The 23,161-nt window shown below is 70.2% G+C and carries 18 protein-coding genes and 3 pseudogenes; 9 read left to right on the top strand and 12 right to left on the bottom strand.

The window, feature by feature from the left end:
* Positions 1 to 125 precede the first annotated feature (125 nt).
* A pseudogene (locus RNC47_RS32735) lies at positions 126 to 407 on the bottom strand (NAD(P)-binding domain-containing protein); the annotation flags it as partial.
* A gap of 99 nt (positions 408 to 506) precedes the next feature.
* On the opposite strand from RNC47_RS32735, the gene RNC47_RS32730 reads away from it, so the two are divergent.
* The gene (locus RNC47_RS32730) at positions 507 to 1,115 is read left to right on the top strand and encodes a TetR/AcrR family transcriptional regulator (protein WP_311604123.1); all 609 of its coding nucleotides are present in this window, start codon (positions 507 to 509) and stop codon (positions 1,113 to 1,115) included.
* Positions 1,116 to 1,126: 11 nt separating this feature from the next.
* Here RNC47_RS32730 and RNC47_RS37705 read toward each other — a convergent pair whose 3' ends face one another.
* The 3 genes and pseudogenes from RNC47_RS37705 to RNC47_RS32720 all read right to left on the bottom strand — a co-directional run bounded on the left by RNC47_RS37705 (position 1,127) and on the right by RNC47_RS32720 (position 4,496).
* Positions 1,127 to 1,972 (bottom strand): SDR family oxidoreductase, encoded by an 846-nt coding sequence (locus tag RNC47_RS37705; RefSeq protein WP_394814930.1) that lies wholly within the window; start codon positions 1,970 to 1,972, stop codon positions 1,127 to 1,129.
* A gap of 141 nt (positions 1,973 to 2,113) precedes the next feature.
* Positions 2,114 to 3,325, bottom strand: a pseudogene (locus RNC47_RS37700) (MFS transporter); the annotation flags it as partial.
* 268 nt (positions 3,326 to 3,593) lie between these two features.
* Positions 3,594 to 4,496 carry a helix-turn-helix transcriptional regulator gene (locus RNC47_RS32720; protein ID WP_311604119.1) on the bottom strand — a complete coding sequence of 301 codons (903 nt, stop codon included), beginning with the start codon at positions 4,494 to 4,496 and terminating at the stop codon, positions 3,594 to 3,596.
* 441 nt (positions 4,497 to 4,937) lie between these two features.
* Between RNC47_RS32720 and RNC47_RS32715 the strand changes: the two genes are divergently transcribed.
* From RNC47_RS32715 to RNC47_RS32705, 3 genes are all read left to right on the top strand, one after another.
* Entirely contained in the window at positions 4,938 to 5,828 is an 891-nt protein-coding gene (locus tag RNC47_RS32715; protein ID WP_311604117.1) for an aldo/keto reductase, read from the top strand.
* A 2-nt stretch (positions 5,829 to 5,830) separates the two neighbouring features.
* The gene (locus RNC47_RS32710) at positions 5,831 to 6,862 is read left to right on the top strand and encodes an aldo/keto reductase (protein WP_311604115.1); all 1,032 of its coding nucleotides are present in this window, start codon (positions 5,831 to 5,833) and stop codon (positions 6,860 to 6,862) included.
* A gap of 69 nt (positions 6,863 to 6,931) precedes the next feature.
* Positions 6,932 to 7,309 carry a DUF2255 family protein gene (locus RNC47_RS32705; protein WP_311604112.1) on the top strand — a complete coding sequence of 126 codons (378 nt, stop codon included), beginning with the start codon at positions 6,932 to 6,934 and terminating at the stop codon, positions 7,307 to 7,309.
* A 136-nt stretch (positions 7,310 to 7,445) separates the two neighbouring features.
* Here the strand turns inward: RNC47_RS32705 and RNC47_RS32700 are convergent, their stop codons facing one another.
* The 6 genes from RNC47_RS32700 to RNC47_RS32675 all read right to left on the bottom strand — a co-directional run bounded on the left by RNC47_RS32700 (position 7,446) and on the right by RNC47_RS32675 (position 14,814).
* A complete protein-coding gene (locus RNC47_RS32700) occupies positions 7,446 to 8,231 on the bottom strand; it encodes an ABC transporter ATP-binding protein (protein WP_311604110.1) in 786 nt (261 codons plus the stop codon).
* Between the two features lie 57 nt (positions 8,232 to 8,288).
* A complete protein-coding gene (locus RNC47_RS32695; RefSeq protein WP_311604106.1) occupies positions 8,289 to 9,152 on the bottom strand; it encodes an ABC transporter ATP-binding protein in 864 nt (287 codons plus the stop codon).
* Positions 9,149 to 10,060: an ABC transporter permease gene (locus RNC47_RS32690; RefSeq protein WP_311604105.1), complete on the bottom strand. Its 912-nt coding sequence runs from the start codon at positions 10,058 to 10,060 to the stop codon at positions 9,149 to 9,151. Before RNC47_RS32690 ends, RNC47_RS32695 begins: the two co-directional genes overlap by 4 nt.
* Before the next feature lie 10 nt (positions 10,061 to 10,070).
* Positions 10,071 to 11,057, bottom strand: coding sequence for an ABC transporter permease (locus tag RNC47_RS32685; RefSeq protein ID WP_311604104.1), 987 nt, complete (start codon positions 11,055 to 11,057; stop codon positions 10,071 to 10,073).
* A 215-nt stretch (positions 11,058 to 11,272) separates the two neighbouring features.
* A complete protein-coding gene (locus tag RNC47_RS32680) occupies positions 11,273 to 12,958 on the bottom strand; it encodes an ABC transporter substrate-binding protein (protein WP_311604102.1) in 1,686 nt (561 codons plus the stop codon).
* A gap of 503 nt (positions 12,959 to 13,461) precedes the next feature.
* On the bottom strand, positions 13,462 to 14,814 hold the full coding sequence (locus RNC47_RS32675; RefSeq protein ID WP_311604100.1) for a glycoside hydrolase family 28 protein: 1,353 nt from the start codon (positions 14,812 to 14,814) through the stop codon (positions 13,462 to 13,464).
* Between the two features lie 231 nt (positions 14,815 to 15,045).
* On the opposite strand from RNC47_RS32675, the gene RNC47_RS32670 reads away from it, so the two are divergent.
* The 4 genes from RNC47_RS32670 to RNC47_RS32655 are packed head-to-tail and all read left to right on the top strand — an operon-like array spanning position 15,046 to position 19,420.
* On the top strand, positions 15,046 to 16,323 hold the full coding sequence (locus RNC47_RS32670; RefSeq protein WP_311604099.1) for an ABC transporter substrate-binding protein: 1,278 nt from the start codon (positions 15,046 to 15,048) through the stop codon (positions 16,321 to 16,323).
* 37 nt (positions 16,324 to 16,360) lie between these two features.
* Positions 16,361 to 17,296 carry a carbohydrate ABC transporter permease gene (locus tag RNC47_RS32665; protein ID WP_311604097.1) on the top strand — a complete coding sequence of 312 codons (936 nt, stop codon included), beginning with the start codon at positions 16,361 to 16,363 and terminating at the stop codon, positions 17,294 to 17,296.
* Positions 17,297 to 17,311: 15 nt separating this feature from the next.
* Positions 17,312 to 18,256 carry a carbohydrate ABC transporter permease gene (locus RNC47_RS32660; protein ID WP_311604095.1) on the top strand — a complete coding sequence of 315 codons (945 nt, stop codon included), beginning with the start codon at positions 17,312 to 17,314 and terminating at the stop codon, positions 18,254 to 18,256.
* 45 nt (positions 18,257 to 18,301) lie between these two features.
* Positions 18,302 to 19,420, top strand: coding sequence for a LacI family DNA-binding transcriptional regulator (locus RNC47_RS32655; RefSeq protein ID WP_311604094.1), 1,119 nt, complete (start codon positions 18,302 to 18,304; stop codon positions 19,418 to 19,420).
* Positions 19,421 to 19,968: 548 nt separating this feature from the next.
* On the opposite strand, the gene RNC47_RS32650 is transcribed toward RNC47_RS32655, so the two are convergent.
* A complete protein-coding gene (locus RNC47_RS32650; RefSeq protein WP_311604092.1) occupies positions 19,969 to 20,736 on the bottom strand; it encodes a glucose 1-dehydrogenase in 768 nt (255 codons plus the stop codon).
* Positions 20,737 to 20,793: 57 nt separating this feature from the next.
* On the bottom strand, positions 20,794 to 21,816 hold the full coding sequence (locus tag RNC47_RS32645; protein ID WP_311604090.1) for a zinc-dependent alcohol dehydrogenase family protein: 1,023 nt from the start codon (positions 21,814 to 21,816) through the stop codon (positions 20,794 to 20,796).
* Positions 21,817 to 22,944: 1,128 nt separating this feature from the next.
* Between RNC47_RS32645 and RNC47_RS32635 the strand changes: the two are divergent.
* Positions 22,945 to 23,161: pseudogene (locus tag RNC47_RS32635) on the top strand (LLM class F420-dependent oxidoreductase); the annotation flags it as partial.

Below are 23,161 nucleotides of genomic sequence, written 5' to 3'. Positions count from 1 at the left end.
GCACCCGTTCCCGGGCCTGTTGCCCCTTCGGCGTCAGCCCGCCTCCCTGCGCATACCTCATGAACACGGCATACCGCAGGGATCACGAGCCGTCACGACCAGCCGCTATCGCGAGTTCAACCTCAGTAGTAGTTCATCGTGTCGATCACGGTCTTGCCGGCCAGGGCGGTCGCCGGCAACTGCTGGTAGCCGCCCAGGGGGATGGCGGCCACCACGAGGTCGCCGGCCTCGGCGGCCTCCTCGGGGGTGGCCGCGTGGGCGCGGTCGCCGAGCTCCCTGACCAGCTCGGCGAGCGTCCCGGGGCCGCGCGAGTTGCTCAGGACGACGTCGAGGCCGGCGGCCACGGCCAGGTGGGCCAGACCGCCGCCGATCATGCCGCTGCCGATGAGCGCGAGTGTCTTGGTCATAACGGCGCCTCTCGATTCCAAGTATGAAACTCAGTGTTAGAGTAGACGCTCGAAGTCACATCTGTGCCTCGGGGGCGGACCGGAGGGTACGATCGCCGGGTGGACGGAGGAGCGCGCACCAGCACGAGAGACATCGCCCGGGCGGCCGTGCGGGCCCGGTTGTCGCAGGTGGCGTTCGACCTGTTCCTGCGTGAGGGCTTCGAGAAGGTCACCGTCGGTGATCTGGCGACGGCCGCTGGGGTGTCCCGCAGCACCTTCCTGCGTTACTTCGGAAGCAAGGAGGAGGCCGTCCTCACCGCTTTCGACGCACACGGTCGGCAGGTCGCCGCCGCCGTACGCGACCGCCCCGCGGCGGAGGACGACTGGACGGCGTTGCGCCGCGCGCTCGATGCCGTCGTCGGCCACTACCGCAGCGACCCGGAGAGCGCCCTGGCCATGACCCGCCTGGTGCGGGAGACCCCGGCGCTGTGCGCGCGGCAGTTGGAGAAGCAACACGGCTGGCGCCCCGCACTGGCCCAGGCCCTCGCCGAGCGCGCCGGGTCCGCCCGGCCGGTGACCGTGGCCCTGACCGTGCGGGCCGCCGCCGCGCTGGACTGCCTCAACGTCGCCCTCGACCACTGGACCGCCTCCGATGGCCGCCTCGACCTGGAGGGGCTCCTGGACGAGGCGTTCGCCGCGCTCGGTCCGGACAGCCGGATGGTCGGCTGAGCCCCTGCTGTTCAGCCTTCTTCCGTTGAGGCCCAGGACAGCAGCCCGGCGCGCATGGCCGCGATGACACCGCCGTCCATCAGGAGATCGGATCCGGTGACGAAGCCGGCCTGCCGGCCGAGGAGGAACGCCGCCGCCTCGGCGACCTCGTCCGGTGTGCCGACCCGCCCGGCGGCCGAGGTTTCGATCATCTCGCGGTAGATCTCGCTGCCCGGGCCCGACAGCTCGGCCTGAGCCAGCGGGGTCAGGATGATCCCGGGGCTGACGCAGTTGACGCGGGCCCCGCGTTCGCCCCACGGGATGGCCGCCGCCCGCACGCGCAGAGCGTTGCCCCGCTTCGACAGCGCGTAGGCGTCACCCGAGTTCCCGACCTCCTCGGGCTGGAGGAACGGCAGGCCGAGCAGCCGCGAGGTCTCCGTGTAGGCGAGGGCGTGCTCGATCTCGGGCGCGTAGGGGCTTTGCATGTGCCCGGCCATGCTCGAGATGACGACGCCGGCCCCGCCAGGGGCGATCACTCGGCCGAACGTCTCAAGGACGAGCGCGGTGCCGAGGAGGTCGACGTGCAGGACCCGCTCAGTGGAAGCCTGGACGGGGGACACGCCGGCGGTGTGCACGACCTGCGTGACCGGGCCAAGGGCGCTGGCCGCGTCGGCGAGAGCGGCGACCGCGGCGGGGTCCGCGACGTCGGTGGCCTGGACGGTCACGTCGTAGCCCTCGCCGCGCAGTCGTTCGGCGGCGGCGCCGAGATTTGTTTCGTTGTGGTCGGCGAGCAGCAGGGTGCGGCCGTTGCCCACTCGGCGGGCGATGGCACGACCGATGCTCCCCGAGCCGACGATGACCGCGATGTCCTTCTTCATGGTTGATCTCCACGGCTTGAGCTGATCCGGCACGCGACGTTCCGCGTGCGGGGCGGGTCCGGCAGGGGGCGCGCGGGTCGGCGCGTCAGTGGTTGACGAGTCGCATTCCGGCCTCGTGCAGGCGCTCGCCGGCGGCGGGGGCGAGGCCGCTACCCCGGCGTCCTGAGGGCGGATGCGGGCGGTGGCCAGGCTCATGCCGGGCATCGTGGCCATGCCTATGCCGAGGCCGAGCAGGATCTCGGCCGGCAGGACGTGGGTCCAGAAGGAGCTGTCCACCTCGAGCCGGGTCAGCACCAGCATGCCGAGGGAGCCCAGCAGGAAGCCCGGGCCCATCAGGTAGCGGGCCGGGACGCGGTTGACGAGGCGGGCGCTGAGCTGGGTCGACCCGATGACCAGGCAGGTGACCAGGGGGAGGAAGGCGATGCCGCTCATGACCGGCGAGTAGCCCTTGTTCAGCTGCAGGAAGTAGGTCAGGAACAGGAACTGGCCGAACATCGCGATCATCGCCAGGCCGACGGAGAGGTAGGCGCCTCCCCGGTCGCGGTCCGTGATCACGTGGAGCGGCAGCAACGGGGACCTCACCCGGGACTCGGCGAGCACGAACACGGCCAGCAGTACCACGGCCGCCAGGAACATGCCGATCGTGACGCCCGAACCCCAGCCGTCCTCCTCCGCCCGGGCGAAGCCGTACACCAGGGCTACGAGACCGGCGGTGGCCAGGACCGCGCCGAGGACGTCGAGCCGCTCGCGGTTGCGGTCGTCGCGGTCCTGGACGAAGAGGACCGCTCCCGCCGCCGCCACGACGGCGAAGACGATGTTGACGTACATGCACCAGCGCCAGTCGACGTACTCCGTCAGCGCGCCGCCGAGCAGCAGACCGACCGCTCCACCGGCGGCCGCGATGGCGCCGAAGATGCCGAAGGCCCTGGCCCGCTCTTTCGCCTCGGTGAAGGCCACGGTCAGCAACGAGAGTGCCGCCGGGGCGAGCAGCGCGCCGAAGACGCCCTGGAGGGCGCGGGCGGCGAGCAGCATGCCGGTGTTGGCGGCGGCGCCGCCCAGCGCGGAGGCGAGGGCGAAGCCGGCGAGGCCGACGACGAAGGAACGCTTGCGACCCCAGAGGTCGCCGACGCGCCCACCGAACAACAGCAGGCCGCCGAACGCCAGGCTGTAGGCGGTGATCACCCACTGCCGGCCGCCGTCGGAGATGCCCAGGTCCCGCTGGGCCTGGGGGAGGGCGATGTTCACGACCGTCGCGTCGAGAACGACCATCAGTTGGGCGATGGCGATGAAGACGAGGGTCTTCCAGCGCTGCGGATCGAGCGCGGGTGCCTGGGAGGCAGGGGGTGTCGACATGATGCGTCCGGGATTTCCTGTACGGCTGCGGTGACGGGGCCGCGCCACCGCCTCGTGTCCGGGGCTGGCGGGCGTCGGGCCGGGATGCCCGCAACGTCGGCACTGACACCACGCCCGGTAAAGGGCGGGCGGGGATCCCGTCAGTTCCCCAGAGTGCTGCCGTGGAGGCCGTGGCGGCAGGCCGAGGCACGCCGTGGAGGAGCGATCAGCGGTGCGACAGGGCACCCCAGGCCTCTTCCCAGAGGTCAGGAACCGGGCGCGGGCCCGCTCAGTGCCCCGGGGGAACGGACGGCGCCGGCCCGTGCTGCTGCTGCGCCGCCTTGTCCAACAGGACCATGGCGTCGTGGTCGGGACTACCGGGCTCCGCGTAGAAGGCGACCAGGTGCTGGCCGTCGGTGCCGCTCAGCGCCATTCCCTGGAAGCCCAGGGTGAGATCGCCGACGTCCGGGTGGTGGAAGGTGCGCTGCCCCCGGGCGCTTCCCTGGACGTCGTAGCGCTCCCAGAGCTCGGCGAACTCCGTGCTCGCGTGGAGCAACTCGTCAACGAGGGCGGTCAGGTCGGGCGCGTTCGGCTCCATGCCCGCCAGCTGGCGGAGCCAGGCCACGGGGGAGCGCAGTACCGCCTCCCGGTCGGCCATCACCTCGCGGGCCACGGGGTGCAGGAACACGTACCGGGCCAGGTTGCGCCGCTCGGCCGGCTCGTCCTCGATGCCCACGAACAGGCGCAGCGCGCCGGGGTTGGCGGCGAGCAGGTCAAAGGTTCGACTGACCACGTACACCGGGTGCGGCCGCATGCTCTCCAGCAGCAGGTCCACTCCGGGAGGCAGCGACCGACTGGGCGGCGCGGTCGCCTCGCGTGTCTGTCGCTCGGCGCCCGCCACCAGTCCCCGCAGGTGTCGACGCTCGGCCTCGTCCAAGCGGAGAACCCGGGCCAGGGCGTCGACCACGGAGGGGCTGGGGTGGGTCTCCTTCCCACGCTCCAGGCGCGCGTAGTAGTCGATGCTGATCCCCGCGAGGGTGGCCAGCTCCTCCCGCCGAAGGCCGGGGGTGCGGCGCGGCCCGGCGCCGGCGGGCAGGCCGACGTCCTCCGGACGCACCCGCCCGCGGCGGGCGCGCAGGAAATGCCCCAGCTCGGTCCCGCCGCTGTCCCCGCCGTGCTGCTCACGCGCCATGTGCCCAGTGTGGCAGCCCGTGTCTCCTGCGCGGCCGGAGGCACCTGGGGCCACGCTTCAGTACAGGCCGAAGACATCCAGCTGTTCGATGAACGCGGCCACCAGCGCCGGTCTGGCGGCCCGGCGCTCAGCGGTGGCGGGGAAGAGGGCATGACGAGATCTCGTGCCTGGGCGAGGGGGCTTGCGTGGCCCGGCAGCCGGCGACGGCCGCACGAACCCGCCATCCAGCCTGTGCCCCGTGGGGAGCGGCGTTCCCGGGTCTGGCGCGGCCCCCACGGGGCACGGCCGGCGCGCCGACGGCGCTCGTCCTCGCCGCTGCCGGCACCCTGGCTTGGCAGGGCTGGAGCGCTTGCTCTGTCCGGACCCGGCGTGGGGGTGAATGTGGTTCCTGGCAGTGTCAGGGCCTGCCTCCGGGCCCGGCCGTCGGCCTAGCCTGCGGTCATGACGACGAGCCTGACGAGCCTCACGCTGAACAACGGCGTCGACATCCCCGCCCTCGGATTCGGGGTGTTCCAGACCCCGCCGGAGCAGACGGTCGAGGCGGTCGAGACCGCGCTGCGGATCGGGTACCGGCACATCGACACGGCCGCGGCCTACTTCAACGAACGCGAGGTCGGCGAGGCCATCCGCCGCTCCGGCCTCCGGCGCAACGACCTGTTCCTCGAGACCAAGGTCTGGATCAACGACTACGGCTACGAGGAGACCCTGCACGCGTTCCAGAAGGCCGTCGGGAAGCTCGGCGTCGACCACCTCGACCTGCTCATCCTGCACCAGCCCCTGCCCAGCGCGTTCGAGCGCACCATCGCCGCCTACCGCGCCCTGGAGCGGCTGCAGGCCGACGGCAGGGTCCGCGCCATCGGCGTCAGCAACTTCATGCCCGAGCACCTGGACCGCCTACTGGCCTCCGTCTCGGTGGTGCCGGCCGTGAACCAGATCGAGGTCCACCCCTACTTCCGCCAGTCCGAGCTGCTCGCGGTCGACGCCCGGCACGGCATCCTCTCCCAGGCGTGGTCCCCGATCGGCGGCATCACGTTCTACTTCGGCGGCGACGGCACCAGCACGCTGGACGACCCGGTCATCGGCCGCGTCGCGCGCGCCCACGGCAGGACCCCCGCGCAGGTCATGCTGCGCTGGCACCTCCAGCAGGGGCGCTCCGCGATCCCCAAGTCCACCAGGCCCGAGCGCATCGCGGAGAACTTCGAGGTCTTCGACTTCGAACTCACCGACGACGAACTGGCCGCGATCGACGGACTCGACCAGGGTGTGCGGCGCGGCCCGGAGCCGGACTCCATCACCCTCGACAACTACGGCCGCGAGATTCCGGAGGCATGAGCATGGAGCGGCGAATCCTGGGCAGGACCGGCGTGTCGGTCAGCCCGCTCTGCCTGGGGGCGATGATGTTCGGCCCCTGGGGCAACGAGGACGAGGCCGAGTCCATCCGGATCATCCACCGGGCGCTGGACGCCGGCGTCAACTTCGTCGACACCGCCGATGTCTACTCCGAGGGCGAGTCCGAGCGCATCGTCGGCAAGGCGCTGGCCGGGCGCCGCGACGACGTCGTGCTGGCCACCAAGTTCTTCATGCCGATGGGCACCGACCCCAACCAGCGCGGCGGCTCCCGGCGCTGGATCATGCGGGCCGTGGAGGACTCCCTGCGCCGGCTGAACACCGACCACATCGACCTCTACCAGGTGCACCGGCCAAGCCAGGACACCGACGTCGAGGAGACCCTCGGGGCCCTGACGGACCTGGTGCGGCAGGGCAAGGTCCGCTACGTCGGCTCCTCCTCCTACGCCGCCAGCCAGATCGTGGAGGCGCAGTGGGTCGCCCGTGAGCGGCGGCTTGAGCGGTTCGTGACCGAGCAGCCCCCGTACTCGATCCTGGTGCGCGGCATCGAGACGGACGTGTTGCCCACCGCGCGTCGGCACGGCATTGGCATCCTCAGCTACAGTCCGCTCGGCGGCGGCTGGCTCTCCGGCCGCTACCGCACCGGCCGAGACACGCAGGCCCCCGCTTCCGAGGCCAGGCGCCGCCTGGCCGGGCGGTTCGACATGTCGCTGCCCGAGAACCAGCGCAAGCTGGAGATCGCCGAGGCGCTCGCCGGGCTGGCGGAGGAGGCTGGGCTCAGCCTCATCGAGCTGGCGATCGCCTTCGTCATCAACCACCCGGCGGTCACCGCCGCCATCATCGGCCCCCGCACCATGGAACAGCTGGAGTCCCAGCTGCCCGCCGCCGACGTCACCCTGACATCCGATGTCCTGGACCGCATCGACGAGCTCGTCGCGCCGGGCGTCACGATCAACCCGGCCGACAACAGCTACGGCGAAGCCGAGCTCACCCCCGCGGCCCGCCGACGCCACGCATGACAGCCAGGGAGGACCGCGGAGGCGGGCCGGCCGCCCGGACGCTCCGAAGCCCGATGAGGAAGAGACGCCATGGCCGAATGGACTCCTGACGAACTGAGCCGCGTCGGCTCGGCGACCGAACTGCACATCACCTCCATGCGGCGGGACGGAACAACGCGTCCCTACACCGCCATCTGGGTGGTGCGGGTGGGGAACGACATCTACGTGCGATCGGCCTACGGTCCCGACAGCGGCTGGTTCCGGCGTGCCAGGGCCGCCGGCCGCGGGCGCGTCAGGGCCGGCGGCGTCGAGCGCGACGTGACGTTCGCCGAAGCGCCCCCCGACGCGCACGAGGGCATCGACGCGGCCTACCACGCCAAGTACGACCGGTACGGCCCCGCGATCGTCGGCTCGGTCGTCGGCCCTCAGGCCCGCCAGGTCACGGTGCGCCTGCTGCCGCGGGACTGACCAGGGAGCCCCCACCCCTCCACGGTCGCCACCCGGCTCCTCCGTCGCGTCGTCGTCCTGAGCTGCGGTCAACACAGTGCGGTGAGGCGTAGACGGGCGCTGCGTGGCAGCCCTGGGCTTCCCACGCCGACCGGGGTCACTTGGACTCGCCTGGGGCCGTGTACCGCGCGGCCGCGCTCAGGAACCGCGCGTTGCGTCCCGGCTCCGGTGCCGCCTCGGCGAGGCGACGCGTGAACTCGGCTTTCGGGCGCAGGATGACCTCGTCCGCCGCGCCGCGTTCGACCACTCGCCCTTCGTACATGACGAGGATCTCGTCGGAGAAGTGGCGGGCGGTCGCGAGATCGTGCGTGATGTACAGGACCGCCAGGTTCTCCTCGCGCTGCAAGCGGGACAGCAGGTGGAGGATGCCCAGGCGGATCGACACGTCCAGCATGGAGACGGGCTCGTCGGCGATGAGGACCGAGGGCTTGGGCGCCAGCGCGCGGGCGATGGCGACTCGCTGTCGCTGGCCCCCCGACAGTTCGTGTGGCCGGCGCTCGGTGAAGGCGGCCGCGGGCTTGAGGTTGACGCGTTCGAGCAGTTCCTCGACCTTCGCCCGTGCCGCCGCCTTGCTCCGGTCCTCTCCGTGACGTCGCAACGGGCGCTCCAGGTGGTGCGCGACGGTGTGGAACGGGTTCAGTGAGGCGAAGGGGTCCTGGAAGACCATCTGCACCTGCTTCCGGTACTCCCTGATTCCGCGCCCCCGGACGGCCGCGACGTGTCCGTTGAGCAGGATCTGTCCGCCTGAGGGTTTCTCGAGCCGCGCGATCATCCGGGCGATCGTGGACTTGCCGCTGCCGCTCTGGCCGACGAGGGCCACCGTCCTGCCGGCGTCGAGTTCGAGGTCGACACCCCTGACCGCGGAGATCGGTGAGTTCCGCACGCCGGTACGGGACGGGTATTCCTTGCGCAGTGATCGCACTTCGAGGGTAGCCATGTCTCATACCGCCGTCTCTTCGTCGAGCTCGCCACCATGGCGGATGAAGTCCCCCCGTGCTCCGGTGAGGCTGGGGAAGGAACGCAGCAGTTGTCGTGTGTACGGGTGCCGAGTCGCGAAATAGATGTCCTCCACGCCAGCCATCTCCACGATTTTTCCGTCTCTCATGATGGCGATCCGGTCGCTGATCTCCAGAAGCAGGGGGAGGTCATGCGTGATGAAGAGGACGGCGAAATCGAGCTCTCGCTGCAATCTGGAGACCTCTCTGACGATGCCTCGCTGGACCACCACGTCAAGAGCCGTCGTCGGCTCGTCCATGATGATCAGCTGCGGGGTCAGAGCGAGGGCCATGGCAATCATGACTCGCTGGCGCATGCCGCCGGAGAGCTCGTGTGCGTAGCTCCGCAGGCGACTCGGGGGGACACCCACGAGTTCGAACAGCTCCTGCGCCCTGTCGCGGCGTTGTGCTCTGCTCATGCCGGGCCGGTGCGTCTTCAGCACATCGCTGATCTGAGCGAAGACGGGGATGACCGGGTTCAGTGAGTTCATGGCCCCCTGGAACACCGTGGACACCTTGTTCCAGCGGTAGGTCCGCAGGACGCGGCCGGAAAGCCCGAGGACGTCGATATCCTCTCCGGAATCGTCATGGAAGGTGACCCTTCCCCCCGAGACGTACCCTGGCGGGCGGATGAGGTGGTTGATTCCGAGGGCGAGGGTGGATTTCCCGCACCCGCTCTCACCGGCCAGGCCGAGTATCTCGCCCCGGCGGATCTGGAGGCTCACCTCTTCGACGGCCGGGACGGCTCGGTCCGTGGCGTAGTGGACGGACAGGCTGTCGACGGTGAGAACGGGTTCCTTGGCCGTCACAGCGACCTCCTTGGAGCGCGCGCCGGACGCAGCTTGGGATTGATGATCTCGTCGAGGCTGAAATTGATGAGGGCGAGACCGCAGCCGAGGAGCGCGATGAGAAGCCCTGGCGCGACGAACCACCACCAGCCGCCGAGCAGCAGCGCCTGTCCGTTCTGGGCGTCCGCGAGCATGGTGCCCCAGGTCAGGGAATCCGACGCGCCGATGCCGATGAAGGCGAGCCCGGCCTCGCCCAGAACGGCGAAGACGATGGAGAAGACGAAACCCGACGAGAGGACGGGCAGCAGGTTGGGCAGAATCTCGACACAGATGATGCGCCAGGTCGGCTCCCCGGCGACCCGTGTGGCGAGAACGTAGTCCCGGTCGCGCAGCGACAGCGTCTGGGCTCGCACGACACGCGCACCGGCGGCCCATCCCGTGAGGGCGAGGACGGCTGCCACCAGGTACACGTTCCGCTGCTCGACGTAGCTCCCGATCACGATCATGAGCGGCAGTCCGGGGATGACCAGCACGACATTGGTCAGCAACGAGAACGCCTCGTCGAGAAGTCCGCCGACGAAAGCGCCGAGGACGCCGAAGAAGGCCGAGAGGGAGAGCGTCATGGCGCCCACGAGAACGCCGATCAGCAGGGAGCCGCGAGTCCCGTGGGCAAGCTGGGCGAGAACGTCCTGCCCTGTCTGCGTGGTGCCCAGGAGGTGCTCGCCGCCCGGCGGAGTCATCCCGATGTTGTCGACCGCGTTCGGGTCCTGCGTGAGGAACGGTCCGACCACTCCGAACAGGGCGATGACGACGACGATGCCGGCGCCGGTGAGCAGTTTGCCGTCGCGCCAGCGTCGGCGCCGGACCGCCACCAGGTCGATGGCCCCCTCCTCCGCCGCAGCCATCGTGTCATTGAGAGCGCTGGACATGGGATGCCTCTCAGTTCCGTGTCCGGGTACGGGGGTCGATGAGCCCGTAGAACAGATCCACCAGCAGGTTCGAAAGGAGCACGGCAACGGTGATCACGAGGAACAGCCCCTGCATGAGCGCGTAGTCGTTGTTCGACACCGCCAGCAGCATGGCGTTCCCGATACCCGGATAGGAGAACACCTGCTCCGTCACGATCGATCCGGCCACGACGAAGCCGAGCGAAATGGCGAACCCAGCGATGGAAGGCAGCGCCGCGTTCCTGGCGGCGTAGGTGATCATCACCCTGATCGGGCTCAGTCCCTTGGCCTCCGCCACGACCACGTAGTCGTCGGAGAGGGTCGAGACCATCATGTTGCGCATGCCGAGCAGCCAGCCGCCTATGGAACTGACCACGATCGTGATCGCGGGCAGCGTGCCGTACGAGATCGCGCTGGAGATGAACTGCCAGCTCAAGCCGGGGCTGACGGAGCTCACGTCGTAGCCGCCGCTCAGCGGGAACCAACCCAGGTTGACCGCGAAGAAGTAGACCAGCACCAGCGCCAGCCAGAAGTACGGCACGGACTGCAGCAGAGCGGTCGCCGGGATGACGGAGTCGATCCAGGTGCCTCGCTTCCAGCCGGCGAATGCCCCCAGCGCGACGCCCATGACGAACGCAAGCAACGTGGAGATGCCCACGAGAATCAGCGTCCAGGGGATGGCCTGACCGATGATGTCCATCACCGATGTCGGAAAGTAGGTGACCGAGATCCCGAAATCACCGCTGGCCAGACCGCCGAGGTAGCTGACGTACTGGGACCACAGCGGCTCGGAGGAGTCGGAGCCCAGGAGCATTTCCAGGGAGTCCCGCGTTCCCGTGGCGACCGGCCCCTGCTGCGCGAGCTTGCCGATGAGGATGTCGACCGGGTTGCCCGGGAGCATCCGCGGTATGAGGAAGTTGAGCGTCACCGCGGCCCAGAAGGCCACGAGATAGAAGCTGATTTTCCTGACGAGATACATGTGATGGTGGCCTCGAGACAGTGCGAGCGGCGCCAAGGGCTGTCCCGTGACCGCTGGTCACGGGCGGGATGTCGTGCGGTGGGCTGGCGTGATCACGGTGCCGGAGGTGTCCTGGACGACCCCGGTCACCGGGCTGTGAGCCGCCGGGGGTCCGGCGTGCACGTCACCGCGCCGGGTGGCGGGGGAGCGGACCCGCTACGTTCGCGGGACGGTTCTCAGTCGACGGGCCGCAGGCGCAGCAGGACGAGGCCGTTGTCGGGAGCGGAGCCGATGTTGGGACTCGCCCACAGGTCGTCCTCCGCCGGGAAGCCCGTCACCCGCACCGTGCTGTAGGTCGCCGCCGTGATGTTGTCGATGACCGGGATGTAGGGCAGGTCATCGACGATCTCGTGCTGGATCGTGGCGTACTGCTCGGCTCTGACGGCCATGTCCTCGGTACTCGCCGCGGCTTGGAGCGCGGCGTCGACCTCGGGATTCGCGTACCGGGCGACGTTTCCGTAGGGATTGATCGACTCGCCGACCGGACCGGTGTTCTCGGAGGAGAAGTAGCCCTCGTAGACGTAGTACGGATCGGGCCCTCGGCCCTGGTAGATCGCGCCGATGGCGAGCTCGTAGTCGCCAAGACCCTGCGAGCTGATGTTCTCCGAGTTCGCGACCTGCCGAACCTCCATCTCGATGCCAGCGGCCCTGAACTGCTGCACCATGGCGTCCAGGGCGGTGATGTAGTCGGTGTATCCCGTGGTCACCTGGACGGTGAGGGAGAGGCGTTCGCCGTTCTTGGCGTAGACGCCGTCCGCGCCCCTGCGCCATCCCGCGTCCTCGAGGATCTGCTCCGCTCTCGCGACATCGGCGCTCCCGGGTTCCGGCTGTTCGAGTCCTGGTGCGATCAGGTCGCGATCCCGGTCCACGAGGGCGAAGGTCGCCGAGATCGGCCGGGCGTTGCCGTAGTAGGCGAGCGTGTTCACCTGGTCGCGGTCGAGCGCGGCGGAGAGGGCCTGGCGGACGGCCCGTTCCGTCTGCGGGCCCTCGCAGCCCAGGTCCGCGTTGGAACAGGCGGCGAGCACCACCTGCTGGCTGCCGTAGAAGGTGTAGCCGATGTCCGGGCGGCTGTCGAGGACCGTGGCGACATCGGGGATGAAGACCCCCGCCCAGTCCAGCTGCCCGGCCAGCAACCTGTCGGTCGCCGCCTGGTTCCCCGAGAGGGAGTGGAAGCGCAGCCCGCCCACGCGGATCTCGTCCTGCTGTCGGAACTCCGGGTTCCTCGTCAGCAGGTAGGACTGCGGACTGAAGTCCTCCACCATCATCGGCCCGGTGCCCACGGGGTGGGCGTTCGTGTCCGTCGCCGGGTCGGGCTTCTCCGCCCAGATGTGCTCCGGAACGATGTAGGTGCCACCCAGCAGCGTGGGGGCGCTGACGAATGACGGCTGCTCGAAGGTCAGCGTGAGGTGGGTGTCGTCGACGACCTCGGCCCGCGGGGACGTGCCGGTCGTGTTCAGCTCCGGCGTCTCCCTGATGAGGTTGAAGGTGAAGGCCACGTCCCTCGCCGAGAACGGCTCTCCGTCACTCCACGTGACGTCTTCTCGGGTGCTCACCGAGAGCACCGTGCCGTCGTCGTTCCAGGAGTACTCGGTACCGAGCAGGGGCGTGGGCCCGTCACCAGCCGGCTGGAGGTTGTTGAAGAAGAACAGGGGCTCATAGATCATGCCCTGCGTGCCGGTGAGCACGGTGGGGGAGAGCGGGTTCCAGTTGGCGACGAAGGTTCCGCTGGCGCCGGCATAGGCGTCGAGAACCGGGGCGCCCTGGGACGACTCGTTGGTAGCGCCTGTCGTACAGGCCGCGAGCCCGAAGGCGGCGGCGACGACGCAGGAGGCGAACAGTCGGAGGTGCGAACTGCGGATCATCGGACCCCTCCACCCGAAAACATCGGTTGGTGACTTAAGTAAGTTCGAGCCGCGCTGCGCCGCTTGCGTCGGGTCGGGGGGCGGCCAGCATCGGTGATGGCACGGTCGGCGGTCAGGTTTTGCTGGAGGAGGTATACCGTTCCACACGGTCCTCGGCAAGGGGTTCGGCACGTGTTCGCCGGGTGACTTCCTTGGGTGTGGTCGCCTCGGTGACGCGGAAGACGCCTCTGGCTCATGGCTTCAAGGAAACCGTTCCATCGATGGATCTCCGGGTCGCGTGGCCAGCGCACCATCCGCCCGGAGAGTCCGCTGCCGCATGGACCTGAGGCCCTGCGGGTCGGCGGACGCCGATCGCTGCCGTGCGTCTGCTTCGACGAGTCGATCGACGCCGAGCTCGGCCTCCCCACGGAGGCCGAGCTCTCGAACTGACCCTGTCGCTCGGCGGGAGCGGCGCGTCCCGGCCGTCAGGGGCGCGGGCTCGTCAGCCTCGCCGGGCGGGGGAGTCAGGCCAGGACGACGGGAACCTCGCGGGACGGGTGGGCCGCCTCGCCGCGGAAGTCCCGGTTGACCAGGCCGGGGCAGTTCTCGGCGTAGAGGGCGTGGCGGCCGTCGTCCGGCCGTCGGGTCCAGACCACTTCGCAGTCGCGCAGCACGGCTCCCTGGACGTTCTCCAGGTGGAAGGCGTCGGTGGGCATGGCGGGGAAGGGCTCCGCCCGGCGTGGGCGCAGGTCCGCGTGGCCGCCTTCCCAGCGGCTCCACCGGTCGATCTCGACCCGGACGCCCTCCAGCACCAGGCCCTCGATCGCTCCCGGCTCCTGGGCGAGTACCAGCACTCCGTTCTCGGAGCGGCACAGCACGTTGCGGACCCGGACGTTGCGGATGGTGCCGCACCGGTCGGTCCACGGCACGGCCATGATGGCGATCGGTTCGCCACGCCCCCACCAGCCGGAGTGGAAGAAGCGGGTCTCCACGACGATGTCGCTGAAGAGCACGTTCGCCACCTCCCCGCCCTCGGCGAGACGGACCGCCAGGCCGCGGGCGCTCTGCCGGATGACGCAGGAGGAGAACACCACGTTGCGGATGGCGGTCTGGTCCTCCACGCCGGCGATCAGGGCGCTGGACGTGGTGGTGATGGTGCAGCCGGTGACCGTCACGTCCTCGCAGACCGCCTCCCGCTCACCCGCGTTCTCGACCGTCTCCAGGCACGCCTTGAGGCAGATCGCGTCGTCGCCGGCGACGATGTCGCAGTCGCTGATCCGCACCCGCCGGCAGCAGTCGAGATCGATGCCGTCGCTGTTGGGGGTCTTGAGGTCGTTGTGGATGCGGATGCCGTGGATGAGCACGTCGTCGCAGAGGGACAGCCGCAGGGTCCACACGGCGCCGTCCACGATGGTGACGTCGCGGAAGGTGACGTTCCGGCAGTCGCGGAAGTAGACCGTGAAGGGGCGGCGCTGGTCCATCTCGTAGATGTGGCCGTTGTCGCCTGTGACGTAGTGCCGCCCAGCGCCGTCGATCGTGCCGCTCCCGGTGACGGAGACGTTCCGCGCGCCTTCGGCGTTCAGCAGCACGGTGGTGGGCGTGTCGCCCCAACTGCTGGAGCCGTCGTTGCGCACCACGCCGCCGAAGCGCACCGAGTAGTCCTCGAAGTTCGGGCTGCCGGCGAGCGTCGCGCCGTGTTCGAGGTGCAGCTCGACGTGCGAACGCAGCGTCACGGTGCCCGTGCGGAAGACGTGGCCTCCGGGAATCACCACGCGCCCTCCGCCGGCCTGCGCGCAGGCGTCGACGGCGGCTTGTACCGGGCCGGTGTCGTCGGTCGTGCCGTCGCCCACGGCGCCGAAGTCCATGACGTTGTACATGAGAGTGCCAGCTCCTGGGGTTGTCTGGATCGGACCCGTCCGTTCGTTGCCGCCGGGGCGTGACCACGTCCGCTGCGGCAACCGAAGGTATATCGTTCCACTTTTCCTGGCGGCAAGGTTCCCGCAGCACTTTTCGCTGATTAACAAGGATCTTTGCGCGACTCATTGACGCCCCTGCTGCGCCTTCCTACGATCCGCTGGACCGTTCCACTTCAGAGGAGGGATGTGCTGATGCGGCGCAGAGTCATGCTCGCGGGCACGATTTCGGCCATCCTGGCGCCGGCGCTGTCCGGCTGCGGGGCGCTCGATCCGGGCGACGACGACCCCGAGACGCTCGTGTTCCACCACAGCCTGACCGCCGGCTCCGCGAGCTTCGCCGTGTACGACGCGGTGCGTGCGGAGTTCGAGCGGGAGAATCCGGGCGCCAGGGTCAAGGACCTGGTCAGTGGGGGCACCGACCTGATCAACGTCTACGAGACCGCCCGTCTGGCCGGCAAGGAGGCCGACGTGGTCCTGGTCAACCTGGCGGAGAAGTCCCTGTCGTGGACCGACTACGACGCGACCGTGCCGGTGGGCGGCTACCTGGAGCGCTGGGGGCTGCGCGACCGGGTGCTGCCTCAGGCGCTGCCCGAGTGGACCGATGCCGAAGGACGACTGGTGGGCTTCCCGTGGAGCGGATTCTCCTGGCCGGTCGCCTTCAACACGCGGCTGCTGGAAGCCGCCGGCGTGAGCGGCGTCCCCCGGACCGCCGCGCAGCTCGTCGACGCGGCGGACCGGGTGCGGGCGCGGGGCGCCCGGGGCCTGGTCAGCATCGGCGGGAACGACTGGTCGGGCCAGAAGCTGCTGATGCAGATCATGCAGGCCCATCTGCCCCCGGAACGTGCCCGGCGGCTGTTCGCCGAGGCCGGCTTCGCCTCCGACGCCCAGGCGCTGCGCGGCCTGGAGCACTTCGTCGAGCTCCGGGACGCCGGGGTGTTCTTCGACGGCGCGCAGGGGATCAACGCCGACTCCATGAACTCCGACTTCTACACCGGTCAGGCTGCCGTGGTCTCGATGATCTCCGGAAGCCTGGCCAGCGTGCCCCCCGAGGTGGCGGACGTCGTCGAACTCGGCGGCTGGCCGGTCCCGGCCGGCGGCGTCTACGACAAGCCGACCGCCCTGCGCGGCTACACCTCGGCCGGCCTGTGGATCAGCCCCAACGGCGAGGAGAAGATCGACCTGGTGGAACGCTTCATCCGGCATCTCTACCGGGAGGCCACCGCCCAGCGCTTCGTCCGGGAGGCCGGCGAGGTGCTGGCACTCAGGGGCCCCGCGGAGAGCCCGGACTTCCCGCTCGTCGCCGCCGCCGTCAACCTCCCCGAGTCCGCCGTCAGTTACGCCGTGCTGCCCGATCTGCACGTGCCGCCCGCCGTGTCCCAGCCCCTGATCCGTGCCACCAGCCTGGCCTTCACGCCAGGTCGGGACGCCCAGTCCATCGCGGCGGACCTGGACACCGCCTACCGCAGCTGACTCTTCGCAACACCACCCCGCGGAAAGGGGCATCCGGATGACGCACGACACCTCTCTGCTTCCCGCGCGGGCCGGAACCGGCGCGTCCGGCCCGCGCCCCCCGCGCACCGCACGCCGCGGCTCTTCGGTCACCCTGCTGGCCGTGCCCGCCCTCGTCTGGTACGTGCTCTTCACCATCGGCCCACTGGCCGCGATGTTCTACATCAGCGGCGTCAGCTGGCCGGGCATGCTCGCCCCCCGGTCCTGGGCCGGCTGGGGCAACTTCCGCACGGTCCTCAGCGACCCGCTCTTCTGGGACGCGGCGCGGATCAGCGCGGTCCAACTCGCCGTGGTGCTCCCGGTCATGATCACCCTGGCGTTCCTGCTCGGCTACTACCTGACGCTGCGCCCTCGCGGCCACCGGGTGCTGCGGGTGGTGCTGTTCACCCCCGCGCTGATCTCGGCCTCGGCCAAGGCGATGATCGCCTACAGCGTGCTGGCCCCCGACGGCCTGTTCAACGGGATGCTGGCGAGCGGAGGGCTGGGGTCGCAGACCCGGGCGTGGCTCGCGGACACGGACACCGCGCTGGCCTGCGTCATGGCGATCGACCTGTGGAACGGCATCGGCTTCACCGCCGTGCTGCTCGCCGCCCGGCTGGGAAACGTGCCCGGCGAGGTCTACGAGGCGGCGGAGCTGGACGGCGCCGGGCACTGGAGGCGCCTGTGGCGCATCGCCTTCCCCGTCACCCGCGACTACGTCGGCGTCGTGACCATGCTCCAGTTCCTGTGGATCTTCTTCGGCTCCGCGCAGAACGTCCTCCTGCTCACCCAGGGCGGCCCTGGCAACGCCACCACCAACCTCTCCTTCCTCGTCTACAACAAGGCGTTCGTGCAATCGGACCTCGGCTACAGCCAGGCGGCGGGGGTCCTGCTCTTCCTCGCCGGACTCCTCGGCATGCTCGCCATCCGCCGCGTGCTGCGCCAGAACTACTGACCACCCGGAGCACTCATGTCGAGCACCGACACCTCCCCGCACACCCGAGACCTCCGCCCGAACGAGAAGCGGCGGCGTCGACCCGAGCGTTCCCCGGCTGCCGGGACCCGCCGCCGAGCCCGGCGGGGCGGCCGGCGGAGCAGGGCGCTGTGGACCCTGAGCCACTGCCTGGTCTGGCTCTACGCCCTCATCCTGGTGGTGCCCCTCTACTACGTGCTGGTCTCATCCTTCAAGGAGACCACCGCCATCTTCGACCAGCCGCTGACGCCGCCGATCGATCCGGTGTGGCACTACTTCGCCGACGCCTTCCGCTACGCGCGGCTCGACCTGGCGCTGGTCAACTCGGCCCTCGTCACCGCGAGCGCACTCGTGCTGACGCTGCTGCTGGCGATCCCGGCGTCCTTCGCTCTCGCGCGCAGTCGGGGCCGGGTGGCCACCGTGCTCGAGCGGATCTTCGGCCTCGGTTTCCTGGTGCCCACCTTCGCCGCCCTCGTGCCCACCTTCCTGCTCGCCGCCTACACCGGCCTGTTCCACACCCGGATGTTCCTCGTCCTCCTGCTGCCGGCCGGCGCGATGCCGTTGTCCGTGGTCGTGCTCACCCAGTTCATGCGGGCCGTACCCGCCGAACTGGAGGAGAGCGCCCGCGTCGACGGCGCCGGCACCTGGTCCATCCTGTGGCGCGTCTTCGTCCCCCTGAGCATGCCGGGCATCGCGACCGTCCTGCTGCTGAACTTCCTCAACTTCTGGAACGAGTACCTGTACTCCCTGGTCATCATCGGCCCAGACACGGCCCAACGGACGATCCAGGTCGCGCTCCCGACGCTCCAGGCCAACCAGGCCACCGAGTACGGCGTGCTGATGGCCGGCACCGCCATCACCGTCGTCCCGGTCTATATCGTGTACCTCCTGCTCCAGCGCAGGATGGAACAGGCGCTGATCAGTGGCGCTGTGAAGATGTGACGGTCGACCGCGGGGCCGCACCCGCGACAACGAGGGCGGAGACGCATGACCACCAAGCGTGACGACGCCGGACGGCCGCCGGCTCCCCGGCGCGGCTCCCGGCCCACGATCCGCGACGTGGCGGCTCTCGCGGGTGTCTCCAAGTCTGCGGTCTCCAGGGTGTTCAACGGCCAGGGCGGCATCTCGGAGCCGACCCGCGAACGCATCCAGGAGGCGGCACGCAAACTGGGATGGTCGCCGAGCGCCAGCGCCTCGGCACTGCGTGGGGAACGAACCCGGACCATCGGCCTCGTCATCGTCCAAGACCCGGACGCCCTGGCCGCCGACCAGTTCTTCGCCGAGACCGTCGTCGGCCTGGAACACGAACTCGGACCCCGGGAGTACGGGCTACGGCTGCACGTGATCGGCCCCGACCCCGAACAGGAGACCGCCCTCTACGAGCGACTGGCGCGCGAGCGCCGGGTCGACGCCTTCATCCTCACCGACAGCCGGGTTGGCGACGCACGTCCCGACCTGCTGCGGCGGCTCGGCATCCCCGGCCTGCTCATCGGCCGCCCCTGGAGGGAGGGCGCCGTCGAGTGCGTGCACTCGACCGGCCTCGAACAGGCCATGGCGGCGGCCGCGGACCACCTCGTCGAGCTCGGCCACCGCGACATCGCCTACCTGGCCGGCCCCGCCGACCGCGTCCACATCGGACTGCGCCGCCACCGACTGGAGCGGTCACTCGCGAGCCACGGACTCACCCTGCGGGCCCTGGTCGACACGGAACTCACCAACGAGGCCACCGCCGAGGCGACCCGCCGCCTACTGGACGATCCGTCCGACCGGCCGACAGCGATCATCTACGCCAACGACACCATGGCACTCACCGGCATCGCCACGGCACAGCGCATGGGGCTGCGAGTACCGGAAGACCTCTCCGTCATCGGACACGACGACCTGCCGCTCGGCCGCTGGTTCCACCCCCGGCTCACCACGATCAGCCAGGACGCCCGAGCGATCAGCAGGACCGCGGCCCGCCGGCTGCTCACCCTGCTCGGCGAACCCGTCGAGCCACTCCCTGACCCACCGCCGGCTGAACTCACCATCCGCGAGTCGACCGCCCCCGCCCCTCAGCAGCGCGGCCCAGCTCCCCATGACACAGCACACCGGACCGCACCGTGATCACCTGCGGCCGGCGCTGAAACTACTGGTACAGCAGGTCCGTCGAACAGGGAACGCGAGAGCGGTCTGGGGCACGGCGATCGGGGTTTCCCGGGAGGGCCATTCGGAGTTCGTCCCCCAGGTGTTCCCCAGGAACGCGGTCTTGGTCGCTCGGAGTGGGAAAGGCGCAGGTCAGAGGTGATGTGGCCCGGTGAGGCTGAGCCCACTGTAAATCTGCCGGCTCAGCCTACCCAGGTTCGAACCCTGGCGCCGCCACAGCGAAAAACGGCCCCTGACCTGCGGAAACGCGGACAGGGGTCGTTCTCTTTCTTCTGATGCCCCGTCCGGCGGATTGTGTCTTCTGTCCCGATCCGTCTCACCCGATCTCGCGTGCTGACCAGTGCGTGTGGGGTATGTGTGGGCAGAAACGGGGCGGCTGATCGCTTGGTCTCAGGCCGCGAGGCGGGCGGCGATCTTGGCGTTCTCGGCGTCGTCGTGACCTTGACGCAGGTGCGACCATCACTCTCCGCGGCTGAACACTTCCTCCCGACCAGCCGCAGGGCAGTGCGTCAGCGTGCGGTGTAGCCGCCGTCGACGGGGAGGGCGACGCCGACGACGAAGCTCGCTCCGGGGCTGCACAGCCACAGGACGGCGGCGGCGATCTCGTCGGCGCGGCCGAGTCTGGCGATGGGCTGGTTGGCGACGGCCTCGGCGAGGTCGAGTTCGCCCTTGTCGATCATGTCGGTGACCATGGGGGTCTCGATGGTGCCGGGGCAGACCGCGTTGATGCGGACGCCGCGTGGCGCGTACTCGAGGGCGGCGCTGCTGGTCAGGCCGAGCACGCCGTGCTTGGAGGCGTGGTAGGCGGCGCGGCCGGGGATGCCGACGAGGCCGCCGAGCGAGGAGCAGTTGACGATGGCGCCGCTGCCCTGCCGGCGCATCTGGGCGAGTTCGTGCTTCATGCAGGCCCACACGCCGCGCAGGTTGACGGCGTTGACGCGGTCGAAGACGTCGGCGGGTTCGTCGGCCGCGTCGCTGGGCGGGACCTGGATGCCGGCGTTGTTGAAGGCCATGTCGAGCCGGCCGTGGACGCGTACGGCGGTGGCGACCAGGGCCGCGACGTCGTCCTCGACGGAGACGTCGCAGCGTACGCCGGTGGCCTGGTGGCCGGCGGTGACGAGGTCGTTCGCGGCCGCCTGGACGGCGTCCTCGTCGATGTCGGCGAGTACGACCGCCGCGCCGGCCTCGGCGAAGGCGCGGGCGGTCGCCAGGCCCATGCCGGAGCCGGCGCCGGTGACGAGGGCGACCTGCCCGGTGAAGTCGTAGGTCGGTCCCATTCTCTTCTCTCTTGTCCTTCTTGTTCGCTGATGGTGTGGAGCGGTTCCTGCGGCGGGTCAGACGCGCAGGAGCACCTTGGTGGCGCGGCGTTCGTCCATGGCGCGGTAGCCGTCGGCGGCCTGGTCGAGGGGGAGGGCGAGGTCGAAGACCTTGCCGGGGTCGATCCGGCGGTTCCAGATCAGGTCGACGAGCTCGGGCAGGAAGCGGCGCACCGGGGCGGGCCCGCCGTGCAGGTGGACGTGGGAGTAGAAGAGTTCCTCGCCGGGGAGTTCGACGCCGTGGGCGACGCCGACGTAGCCGACGTGCCCGCCGGGCCGGGTGGCGTGGATGGCCTGCATCATCGACTCCTGGGTGCCGACGGCCTCGACGACCGAGTGCGCGCCGAGCCCGCCGGTGAGCTCCTTGATCCTCTCCACGCCCTCGGCGCCGCGCTCGGCGACGATGTCGGTCGCGCCGTACTCGACGGCGAGCCGCTGCCGGGCCTCGTGCCGGCTCATCGCGATGATCTGCTCGGCGCCCAGCTGCTTCGCGGCGAGCACGGCGAGCAGCCCGACCGCGCCGTCGCCGACCACGGCGACGGTCTTGCCGGGGCCGGCCTCGGCCGCGACGGCGCCGAACCAGCCGGTGCCGAGGACGTCGGAGGCCGCGAGGAAGCTCGGGATCAGGTCGTCGGGCGGGACCTCGGGCGTGGCGACCAGGGTCCCGTCGGCCAGCGGGACCCGAAGACGCTCGGCCTGCGCGCCGAGCGGGCCCATCAGGACGCGGTGCACGCAGGAGCTCTGGTAGCCGGCGCGGCAGATCTCGCAGGTGTTGTCCGAGGCGAAGAACGACCCGACCACGAACTGTCCCGGCCGGACGTTCCGCACCTGGTCGCCGACCTCCTCGACGATGCCGACGTACTCGTGGCCCATGGGGGAGGGCTCCTGAAGCGGGTCGATCCCGCGCCAGGGCCACAGGTCGGACCCGCAGACACAGGTGGCGGACAGCCGGATGACCGCGTCGGTCGGCTCGACGATCCTCGGGTCCTGACGCTCCTCCACCCGGACGTCGCCCGGGGCGTACATCACCGCACCACGCATGGCTCTTCTCCTTCTGGTGTCGGTCGGGGCGGCCCGGCGCGCCGGGGTTCACGGTTGGCCCGCGAAGAGCCGGAAGGCATCGCGGCCGTGGTGGATGGACGACAGGGTGTCGGCGAGCACGTAGGGGTCGTGGGCCGGATGGCCCGGGGTGATGCCGCCGGGGATGACCGGCGGGGCGACGCGGATGCTCTCGGGGCGAGGGCCTCGTGGAGCGGCTGGTGGTTGGCGCTTTCGGCGGCGAACGCCAGAGAGGTGCCGCTGCGTTCGGGGTGGGGTCTGACCGCTGTGCCGTCGTTGACGATGAAGATGGTGCCCAGCCGAGGTGGCGCATCCCGTGCAGCACCTGCTGGACGGCGGTGGCCGGCCCGTAGACCGTGAACTCCACCGGACCGGCCAGGTCGGCGGCCGTCGTGTCAAGCACCGTCTGCATGAAGTCACGGTGCGGGAGAGGGCTGTATCGCAGCACCTCGACAGGGCCGAGCTTGGCGGTGGCGGCGTCCGGTGCGGCCGTGAGGGTGTCGGGGCGCGCACATCGGCCGTGAACCCCCGGGCTGTGACGCCTCGCTCGACCAGGTTGGCGGCGAGGGCGTCCACATGCTCCTGGGACCCGGCGATGAGAACGACCTCGAAGCCCTCGCGGCCGCACTGCCGCGGGACGGCGGCTCCCAGGCCGGTTCCGGCTCCCGACCATGGCGATGCTGGGCACCTTTGCTCATGACGGATGTCCTCGGCGATTCGGTCGGGACGGCCGCCGGGGCGCAATGCCTTCTCGCGGGTGAGGGCATCGGTGTCTCCCGGACCAGTTCGCAATCTCCTTCCGGTCCCGGCACAGCCGCTGATCCTGTCGGCGGCCGGCGCAACGGGGAGGGTCTCATTCTGAGGGCGTGTCATCCAGGGAGGAATCTCTCCCACCCACCGCGTCGGCGGTTGTCGACTCCCTGGTGTCCGCATGTGCCTATCGTGGCCGTCCACGGGGAGATCCGCCTCCCGGTCCGGCCATCGACGAGGGATGCGCGTGCCTGCTCAGGGGGCGTCCTCGCGGCCTGAGCGGGACGCCTCCGTTACGGCCGAGCGGGTGATTCTCGTACGACTTCTCGACGGGCTCACACGGTAAGGAGAAGAGGGAACATGCGGCTGGGCGTTCACATCATGGGGTTCGACCACCCGGACGGGCCGGGGGCGTTGGGCCCCGAGCTGGCCGCCGCGGGAGCGGCGGCTGAGGCGGCGGGGGCGAGCTGGCTGTCGGTGATGGACCACTACTTCCAGATGGAGCAGCTGGGCGGCCCCGAACTCGCCATGCTCGAGTGCTACACGACCCTCGGCTACCTGGCCGCGCACACCTCCA

The organism is Streptomyces millisiae (assembly GCF_031845425.1).
Classification (GTDB): domain Bacteria; phylum Actinomycetota; class Actinomycetes; order Streptomycetales; family Streptomycetaceae; genus Streptomyces; species Streptomyces millisiae.
The sequence above is the reverse complement of the archived record's forward strand: the minus strand, read 5'-3'. Positions and strand labels throughout refer to the sequence as shown.

Excerpts from the sequence above, each read along its gene's own strand:
- RNC47_RS32650 (WP_311604092.1), bottom strand. The coding sequence starts at position 20,736 with ATGGGACCGACCTACGACTTCACCGGGCAGGTCGCCCTCGTCACCGGC.
- RNC47_RS37705 (WP_394814930.1), bottom strand. The coding sequence starts at position 1,972 with ATGAAGAAGGACATCGCGGTCATCGTCGGCTCGGGGAGCATCGGTCGT.
- RNC47_RS32655 (WP_311604094.1), top strand. The coding sequence starts at position 18,302 with ATGACCACCAAGCGTGACGACGCCGGACGGCCGCCGGCTCCCCGGCGC.
- RNC47_RS32645 (WP_311604090.1), bottom strand. The coding sequence starts at position 21,816 with ATGCGTGGTGCGGTGATGTACGCCCCGGGCGACGTCCGGGTGGAGGAG.
- RNC47_RS32690 (WP_311604105.1), bottom strand. The coding sequence starts at position 10,060 with ATGTCCAGCGCTCTCAATGACACGATGGCTGCGGCGGAGGAGGGGGCC.
- RNC47_RS32680 (WP_311604102.1), bottom strand. The coding sequence starts at position 12,958 with ATGATCCGCAGTTCGCACCTCCGACTGTTCGCCTCCTGCGTCGTCGCC.
- RNC47_RS32665 (WP_311604097.1), top strand. The coding sequence starts at position 16,361 with ATGACGCACGACACCTCTCTGCTTCCCGCGCGGGCCGGAACCGGCGCG.
- RNC47_RS32720 (WP_311604119.1), bottom strand. The coding sequence starts at position 4,496 with ATGGCGCGTGAGCAGCACGGCGGGGACAGCGGCGGGACCGAGCTGGGG.
- RNC47_RS32710 (WP_311604115.1), top strand. The coding sequence starts at position 5,831 with ATGGAGCGGCGAATCCTGGGCAGGACCGGCGTGTCGGTCAGCCCGCTC.
- RNC47_RS32685 (WP_311604104.1), bottom strand. The coding sequence starts at position 11,057 with ATGTATCTCGTCAGGAAAATCAGCTTCTATCTCGTGGCCTTCTGGGCC.
- RNC47_RS32670 (WP_311604099.1), top strand. The coding sequence starts at position 15,046 with ATGCGGCGCAGAGTCATGCTCGCGGGCACGATTTCGGCCATCCTGGCG.
- RNC47_RS32675 (WP_311604100.1), bottom strand. The coding sequence starts at position 14,814 with ATGTACAACGTCATGGACTTCGGCGCCGTGGGCGACGGCACGACCGAC.
- RNC47_RS32660 (WP_311604095.1), top strand. The coding sequence starts at position 17,312 with ATGTCGAGCACCGACACCTCCCCGCACACCCGAGACCTCCGCCCGAAC.
- RNC47_RS32715 (WP_311604117.1), top strand. The coding sequence starts at position 4,938 with ATGACGACGAGCCTGACGAGCCTCACGCTGAACAACGGCGTCGACATC.
- RNC47_RS32705 (WP_311604112.1), top strand. The coding sequence starts at position 6,932 with ATGGCCGAATGGACTCCTGACGAACTGAGCCGCGTCGGCTCGGCGACC.